This is a genomic window from Serratia sp. LTN-2 (assembly GCF_059740205.1).
Window position 1 is genome coordinate 239,968 of the sequence record NZ_JCAXDO010000007.1, and the last position, 7,368, is coordinate 247,335.

Consider the following 7,368-nt stretch of genomic DNA (forward strand, 5'->3'; position numbering starts at 1 on the left):
TTGAAGCAGATGGCAAGGTTGAGTCATTGGAAAGTCACTGAAACACCTTGGGAACGAGATTATCGTTCGAAAAAAAGCAGCATCGGTAACCCGACGCTGCTTTTTTTATGCGCCGCCGATCACTCGCCGGCGGCGGTTGTCGTGGTGGCCGGATGCGCTTTACCCGGGAAGCGGCGCCGCACCAGCACAAAGAACAGTGGCACGAAGAAAATCGCCAGCAGGGTGGCGGAGATCATGCCGCCCATCACCCCGGTGCCGACCGCATGCTGGCTGCCGGAACCGGCGCCGCTGCTGGTGGCCATCGGCAGCACGCCGAAGATGAACGCCAGTGAGGTCATCAGGATCGGCCGCAGACGCATGCGTGACGCGTCGAGCGTTGCCGACATCAGATCCTGCCCTTTATGGTTCAGCTCATTGGCGAACTCGACGATCAGAATGGCGTTTTTCGCCGACAGCCCAATGATGGTCAACAGGCCGACCTGGAAATAGACGTCGTTCTCCAGCCCTCGCAACCAGGTGGCGGCGACTGCGCCGATCACCCCCAGCGGCACCACCAGCATCACCGAGAACGGTATCGACCAGCTCTCGTACAGCGCCGCCAGGCACAGGAACACCACCAGCAGCGAGATGGCATACAACGCCGGCGCCTGCGAGCCGGACAGCCGTTCCTGATAGGACATCGCTGTCCATTCCAGACCAAAGCCGGTCGGCAGTTGGCTGACCAGTTTCTCCATTTCCGCCATGGCGGTGCCGGTGCTGACGCCGTTGGCCGCCTCGCCGACAATCTCCAGCGCCGAGCTGCCGTTATAACGCTCCAGCCGCGGCGAACCGTACTCCCAGTGTGAGGTGGCGAAGGCCGAGAACGGCACCATGCCGCCCGCGCTGTTGCGCACATACCATTTGTTGATGTCATCCGGCAGCATGCGGAACGGCGCCGCAGCCTGCACATAGACTTTTTTCACCCGGCCGCGATCGACGAAGTCGTTGACGTAGGTCGAGCCCCAGGCGGTGGAGAGGGTGTTGTTGATGTCGTCGATCGATACGCCCAGCGCCTGGGCCTTGCGCTGATCGATATCGATTTGCAGCTGCGGGCTGTCGTCCAGGCCGTTGTGGCGCACGCGCGACAGCAGCGGGTTTTGCGCCGCCAGCTGCAGCAGCTGATCGCGCGCCGCCATCAGCTTGGCGTGGCCGAGGCCGGCGTGGTCTTCCAACTCCATATCGAAGCCGGAGGAGTTGCCGAGGCCGGTGATAGCCGGCGGGCTGCTGGCGATCACCCGGGCTTCGTTAATCTTGTTGAATGCCAGCGTGGCGCGGTCGATGATGTCGAACGAGCTGTTGGCGCCCGAGGTGCGCAGATCCCAGTCTTTCAGCCGCACGAACAGGCGCGCCACGTTTTGGCCGTTGCCGCCGGGCCCGGAGCCGATGATGGCGAACACTGACAGCACGTCCTGTTTCTCTTCGGTGAGGAAATACTGCTCGACCTTTTCCACCACTTTGGAGGTTTGTTGCAGGGTCGATCCCGCCGGCAACTGCACCTGCACGGTGAAGATGCCGCGGTCCTCCTGCGGCAGGAATGAGGTCGGCAGCTTGATGAACAGCAGCGCCATACCGCCGAGCAACAGCAGATAAATCACCATATAGCGGCCGCTGGCGTGCAGGATCCGCCCCACGCCGCGCTCATAGCGTTCGGCGTTGCGGTTGAACATGCGGTTGAACCAGCCGAAGAAGCCGCGCTTGCCGTGGTGATGGCCCTTGGCGATCGGTTTTAGCAGCGTGGCGCACAGGGCCGGCGTCAGGATCATCGCCACCAGCACCGACAGCACCATGGCGGAAACGATAGTGATGGAGAACTGGCGATAGATGGCGCCGGTGGTGCCGCCGAAGAACGCCATCGGCACGAACACCGCCGACAGCACCAAGGCGATGCCGACCAGCGCGCTCTGGATCTGCCCCATGGATTTACGCGTGGCTTCACGCGGCGGCAGGCCTTCCTCGCTCATCACGCGTTCGACGTTCTCCACCACCACGATGGCGTCGTCCACCAGCAGGCCGATCGCCAACACCATGGCGAACATGGTGAGGGTGTTGATGCTGAAGCCGCAGGCGGAAAGGATGGCGAAGGTACCCATCAGCACTACCGGCACGGCGATGGTGGGGATCAGCGTGGCGCGGAAGTTCTGCAGGAACAGATACATCACCAGGAACACCAGCAGGATGGCTTCCAGCAGCGTTTTCACCACGTCCTTGATCGAGGCTTTGACGAACGGGGTGGTTTCATAGGCCACTTTGGCCTCCAGCCCGTGCGGGAAGTATTGCGACAGCTCGGCGATCTTGTCCTTCACCAGTTGGTCGGTCTGCAGTTCGTTGGCGCCGGAGGCCAGCTTGATGTTCATGCCTGCGGCCTGCATGCCGTTGTAGCGGCTCAGGTAGTTGTAGTTCTCGCCGCCCAGCTCGACAGTGGCGACGTTGCCCAGCGTCACCAGCGACCCGTCCTGGTTGACCCGCAGAGTGATCTGGCGGAACTGCTCCGGCGTCTGGAGCTGCGACTGGGCGTTGATGGTGGCGTTCAGCGCCTGTTTATCGACCGACGGCGTGCCGCCCAGCTGGCCGACCGCCACCTGGGCGTTCTGCGACTGAATGGCTTTGACGACGTCCTGGGTGGTGAGCTGGTAGCTGTTGAGCTTGTTGGGATCGAGCCAGATGCGCATGGCGTATTGCGAACCGTACACGTCCATGCTGCCGACGCCGTTGATGCGGCTGAGCGGATCCTGCAGGTTGGAGACGATGTAATCGGCGATGTCCTGCTTGTCCATGCTGTTGTCGGTGGAGACGAACGCCACCATCATCAGCGTGGTATCGCCGGATTTGGAGACCGTAACCCCCTGATTCTGCACCGCCTGCGGCAGGCGTTTAATCGCCGCCTGCAGCTGGTTTTGCACCTGCTGCATCGCTTCGTTGGGATCGGTGCCGGCTTCGAAGGTCAGCGTGACGGTCGCCTGACCGGTATTGGTGCTCTGCGACGACATGTACATCATGTTGTCGAGCCCGGTCATATTCTGTTCAATGATCTGCGTGACGGTGTTTTCCAGCGTTTGCGCCGAAGCGCCTGGGTAAGTTGCGCTGATGCGCACGTTCGGCGGCGCTAAATTCGGGTATTGTTCCACCGGCAGAGAAAAAATCGCCAACGCCCCGGTCAGGCAAAGAATAATTGCCAGTACCCAGGCGAAAATCGGGCGATCAATAAAAAAATTGGCCATGCAGCGCGAACCTCGTTATGACTTGTTCTATCTTTAAAACGCATCAGAATTATACATTTCAGCGGCAGGGAAGGATTCCGGCGCTATTGCACTTTACTCGGGATAGCCGAGTAAAGCGTGGAGAAAAAAAGGAGATAGTGTAAATAACGGTAGCGGGAAGCCGCGTTGGCGCATTGGCGCCGGTTATTGCCGTCTATTAAGACATTTTTATTACTATCAAAGGCCTTGCGCGCCCCTTCGTCGCAGGGAACCGGAAAGTAAACCGGACTCACTTTACAGCAGGAGCTTGGCATGGGAATTAACCCGGTATTTGCCCGTCGGCTTTATTTGTGCTGGCTGATCAGCCACAGTGAGCGGCCCAATGTGCCGCGGTTGATGGCGCTGACCGGTTGGCCGCGCCGCACGTTGCAGGATGTGCTGAAGGCGCTGCCCGGCATGGGCGTCGAACTGCAGTTCGTGCAGCAGGGTGTGCGCAATAATGACGGTTTCTATCAGTTGGAAAGCTGGGGGCCGTTCAACAAGAGCTGGGTGCACCAGCATCATCAGGCGCTGCTCAGCGCCATCGAGTAAGCTGCCCCGGCGCACGGCCGGGGCGGGCGATCATTGGTTCTTCTGCTCCAGGTACATCACCGTCGCCGCCACGCGGGAACGCACGTCCAGCTTGCGCAGTATGTTGCGAATGTGCACTTTCACCGTTTCTTCAGAGATATGCAGCTGCGCTGCCACCTGCTTGTTGGACAGGCCGCGCGCCACTTCTTGCAACACGTCCAGCTCGCGTTCGGTCAGGGCGGCAAAGGGATCGCGCTGCTCGCCGCGCGCAAGCAGGTAATCCGCGATGGCGTCGCTGATCACATTCTGCCCTTCGGCGGCGGCGTTGATGTGTTCCAGCAGCTGCTCCGGTTCGCTGTCTTTCAGCAGGTAGCCATCGGCGCCGGCGTCGATCAGCGCATACAGATCGCTGCGCGCGTCGGAGACCGTCAGCACGATGATGCGTGCGTCCACGCCTTCCTCACGCAGGGCCTGCAGCGTATCCAATCCGGACATGCCCTTCATGTTCAGATCCAACAAGATCACGTCCGGGGCGTGCTGCAGCGCCAGCGCAACCGCCTCGCTGCCGTTGCCGGCCTCCGCCACCACCTCAAATCGCGCATCCAGTCCCAGCAGTTGTTTGATGCCGCGCCGCATCAACGGATGATCGTCAACGATCATGACTCGGTATTGCTTCATCACCATGAAATATGCTCCCTGTAGCAAGTAAAGCCACTCAAACGCGCCCTGCGGCGTGCTTCACAGTGGGACTGTCTCTTCAAAAATAGCGGCAATCTGCGCCGAAAACCTGATCGGGCGGCATTCCGGCTGGCGGCAACCGTAACGCAAGGTGAACAGCCGCGAGGTCAGGGCGGAAAGGTCAGGCAGACCGCCGTGCCGCCGCTGCTTCTGCGCCGGATACGCAGCGTTCCTCCCAATCGCGCTGCACGTTCGCTCATGATGGTCAAACCATAATGCCCTTCCGGTTCCTCCAGGTTGGCGATGCCGCAACCGTCGTCGGTAATGCTGAATAGGTTGTCGCCCGCGGCGTTGACCTCGCAACAAACCGCGATTTCGTCCGCCCCGGCGTGCTTGACGGCGTTGAGCACCGCCTCGCGCACGATCTGCAGCGCGTGCACCTGCTGCTGGGCGTTGAGCGCCTGCGATGACAGCCGACAGTGTAACTGAATCCGTGCGGTGGTTAGAGCCTTTAATGGCTGCAACAGCTGCTCCAGCGCGGCGTTCAGATCCGCCTCCTGAATGTTGAGGCGGAAGGTGGCCAGCAATTCTCGCAGCTGGCGATAGGCATCGGCCAGCGTGCGATCGAAATCGTCGATGATCGTCTGCGCCGCCGGCCGATCGGCGGTGCGCCTGAGCAGCGTCAGCTGGATGCGCAGGAATGACAGCGTCTGCGCCAGCGAATCGTGCAGCTCGCGGGCAATGGTCGCGCGCTCTTCCATCAACAGCAAATACTGGTGCTGCTTCTGCGCCCGGTTGAAGTAGACGCCGCGGCCCAGCATGTTGGCCAGGCTTTGCATCAGTTGAGGATGTGGCGGGTGCGCCTCGGGCTGCCAGCGCAGCTCGCCCAGCGGTTTTTCGCCCTGGGTGATCGGCAGCGCATCCCAGGCTTGCGTCGGCGCCGCTTCTCCTTCGCTCAGTTGCCACTGGCCATGATCGTCCACGACGTTCAGCCGGATGCAGCGCAGCCGTTCACTGTGGCGCACGATGCGCAGCACATTTTCGAACGCCTGCTGATCGATCTGGCGCACGCTCAGCGCTTGCGAGCAGCGATACAGCACCTCCAGCGTTTCGTTGGCCTGCTGCAGACGCTGGGTCTTTTCCTGTACTTTCAGCTCCAGCGACTGATAAAGCCGGGCCAGTTCGTCCGACATGGCGCTGAAGGTTTGCGACAGCACGCCGAGTTCGTTCGGCAACGCCACGTCCAGCGGCGGGTGGCTGAAATCGCGTTGCTGCACGCGCTGGCTGGCGTCGACCAGATGCTGCAGCGGCGCAACCACCTGGCGGCGCATAAAGCGGATGCAGAACAACACCAGCCCGATGATGGCGGCGTAGCCCAGTATGCTGACGACGGCCACCAGGCTCAGTTTCAACTCGGAATAGCGCTGCAGGGCGGAAACGAAATGATCGACGCGGTTGACGTGGCCGGCGACCTCCGCCCGGTAGGCGGCCGCTTGTCCGTCGCGGATTTGCCGCTCCATCGTTTGCCACGCTTGCTGCAGCCCCAGATAATGATCGCGCACCTCGGCGGGCACGTAGAAGCGCGTCAGCTTGTGCAGCGCCGGCGCCTGCAAAGACTGCCGGTACTGCTGCAGATGCAGCTCCAGCTCGGCGCTCTGCCGGTCGAGATCGTAGGCCAATCGATAGCTTTGCATGCGCAGCGAACCGGCGATATTGATCGCTTCTGCGTCGCTCTGGCTGCCGGCGACGGCGGTCAACGCCAACCCGGTGGCGAGCACCGACAGTATCACGATGCCGAACAACGCCCTGGCCAGGCTGCCGGTCACGGTACGTTTAACAAGCAATCAAGGATCCTTCTCTCTCAGGTGAGGCGCTTCGCCAGTTTCATTCGAAAGCAAAACTATAACTTTTGCAACTAAAATGCACCGCGATTTGTATCAAGTTGTCAACAAAACGGGAACAATTGTCGTTGCACAATCAAATGAATAGCAAAATGCCCGCTGTTTTTCGGCGGCGGGTCGATTTCCTCTGGCGATTTGTCTTTGGGGGGCGAATCGCACTGGGTTTTATGCAATGTAATGCGTCTGGGCTCGACTTATTTTTCATTATTTTAAGCGATATTAAGTCCCGACTTGGCTGGCGGGACGCGGTACGATTTTTGTTGCAAATAGCCTGCCGCTGCGTGGCGTAATCGCGGTATGATTTTCAGGTTGCAACCAAGGGAAAAGGGTCATGTCGTCGAAAATTGAGAATGTGAAGAAAGAGCTGCTGTCGGACAACTGGTATGTGCTGCACAAGTATACGTTCGATCTGAAACGCAAAAACGGCGGTTCGGTACAGCAGATGCGCGAGGTCTACGATCGCGGCAACGGCGCCACCATTTTGCTGTACAACCGCGCCAAGGGCACGGTGGTGCTGACCAACCAGTTCCGCATGCCGACCTATGTCAACGGCAACGAGAGCGGCATGCTGCTCGAGGCCTGCGCCGGCCTGCTGGACGCCGATTCGCCGGAGCAGTGCGCGCGCCGCGAAGCGGTAGAGGAGACCGGTTTCCAGGTGGGCGAGGTCAAGAAAATCTTCGAAGCCTACATGTCGCCGGGCGGCGTGACCGAGATCGTGCACTTCTTTATCGCCGAATACCATGACGATGAGCGTCGTGCGGCCGGCGGCGGCATTGAAGATGAAGATATTGAGGTGATCGAGTTGCCGTTCAGCGAAGCGGTGGCGATGATCGCCGATGGCCGGATTAAAGACGGCAAGACCATCATGCTGCTGCAGTATTTGCAGATTCATCGGGTGATGGAATAAAAAAAAGCCGGTCATGATGACCGGCTTTTTTATCGGCTGACGCCAGGCGGCTTACTTCAGCAGCGCCTGCGCCTTG

Annotated in this window: 5 protein-coding genes; 2 read left to right on the top strand and 3 right to left on the bottom strand. The window is 60.2% G+C overall.

All coding sequences use genetic code 11. From position 1 onward, the window contains the following. Positions 1-119: 119 nt before the first annotated feature. Complete coding sequence (gene acrD, locus AC6BYQ_RS16070) at positions 120-3,257, bottom strand: multidrug efflux RND transporter permease AcrD (protein ID WP_019453878.1); 3,138 nt, start codon at positions 3,255-3,257, stop codon at positions 120-122. Positions 3,258-3,548: 291 nt separating this feature from the next. On the opposite strand from acrD, the gene AC6BYQ_RS16075 reads away from it, so the two are divergent. Then, positions 3,549-3,827 (top strand): winged helix-turn-helix domain-containing protein, encoded by a 279-nt coding sequence (locus AC6BYQ_RS16075; protein WP_004941750.1) that lies wholly within the window; start codon positions 3,549-3,551, stop codon positions 3,825-3,827. Positions 3,828-3,857: 30 nt separating this feature from the next. On the opposite strand, the gene AC6BYQ_RS16080 is transcribed toward AC6BYQ_RS16075, so the two are convergent. Next, entirely contained in the window at positions 3,858-4,490 is a 633-nt protein-coding gene (locus AC6BYQ_RS16080; protein ID WP_498057203.1) for a response regulator, read from the bottom strand. Between the two features lie 161 nt (positions 4,491-4,651). Beyond that, positions 4,652-6,328, bottom strand: coding sequence for a nitrate/nitrite two-component system sensor histidine kinase NarQ (gene narQ, locus AC6BYQ_RS16085; RefSeq protein WP_498057204.1), 1,677 nt, complete (start codon positions 6,326-6,328; stop codon positions 4,652-4,654). A 388-nt stretch (positions 6,329-6,716) separates the two neighbouring features. On the opposite strand from narQ, the gene nudK reads away from it, so the two are divergent. Further along, complete coding sequence (gene nudK / locus AC6BYQ_RS16090) at positions 6,717-7,292, top strand: GDP-mannose pyrophosphatase NudK (RefSeq protein ID WP_019453874.1); 576 nt, start codon at positions 6,717-6,719, stop codon at positions 7,290-7,292. The last annotated feature ends 76 nt before the right edge of the window (positions 7,293-7,368 follow it).

Excerpts from the sequence above, each read along its gene's own strand:
- acrD (WP_019453878.1), bottom strand. The coding sequence starts at position 3,257 with ATGGCCAATTTTTTTATTGATCGCCCGATTTTCGCCTGGGTACTGGCA.
- AC6BYQ_RS16075 (WP_004941750.1), top strand. The coding sequence starts at position 3,549 with ATGGGAATTAACCCGGTATTTGCCCGTCGGCTTTATTTGTGCTGGCTG.
- AC6BYQ_RS16080 (WP_498057203.1), bottom strand. The coding sequence starts at position 4,490 with ATGGTGATGAAGCAATACCGAGTCATGATCGTTGACGATCATCCGTTG.
- nudK (WP_019453874.1), top strand. The coding sequence starts at position 6,717 with ATGTCGTCGAAAATTGAGAATGTGAAGAAAGAGCTGCTGTCGGACAAC.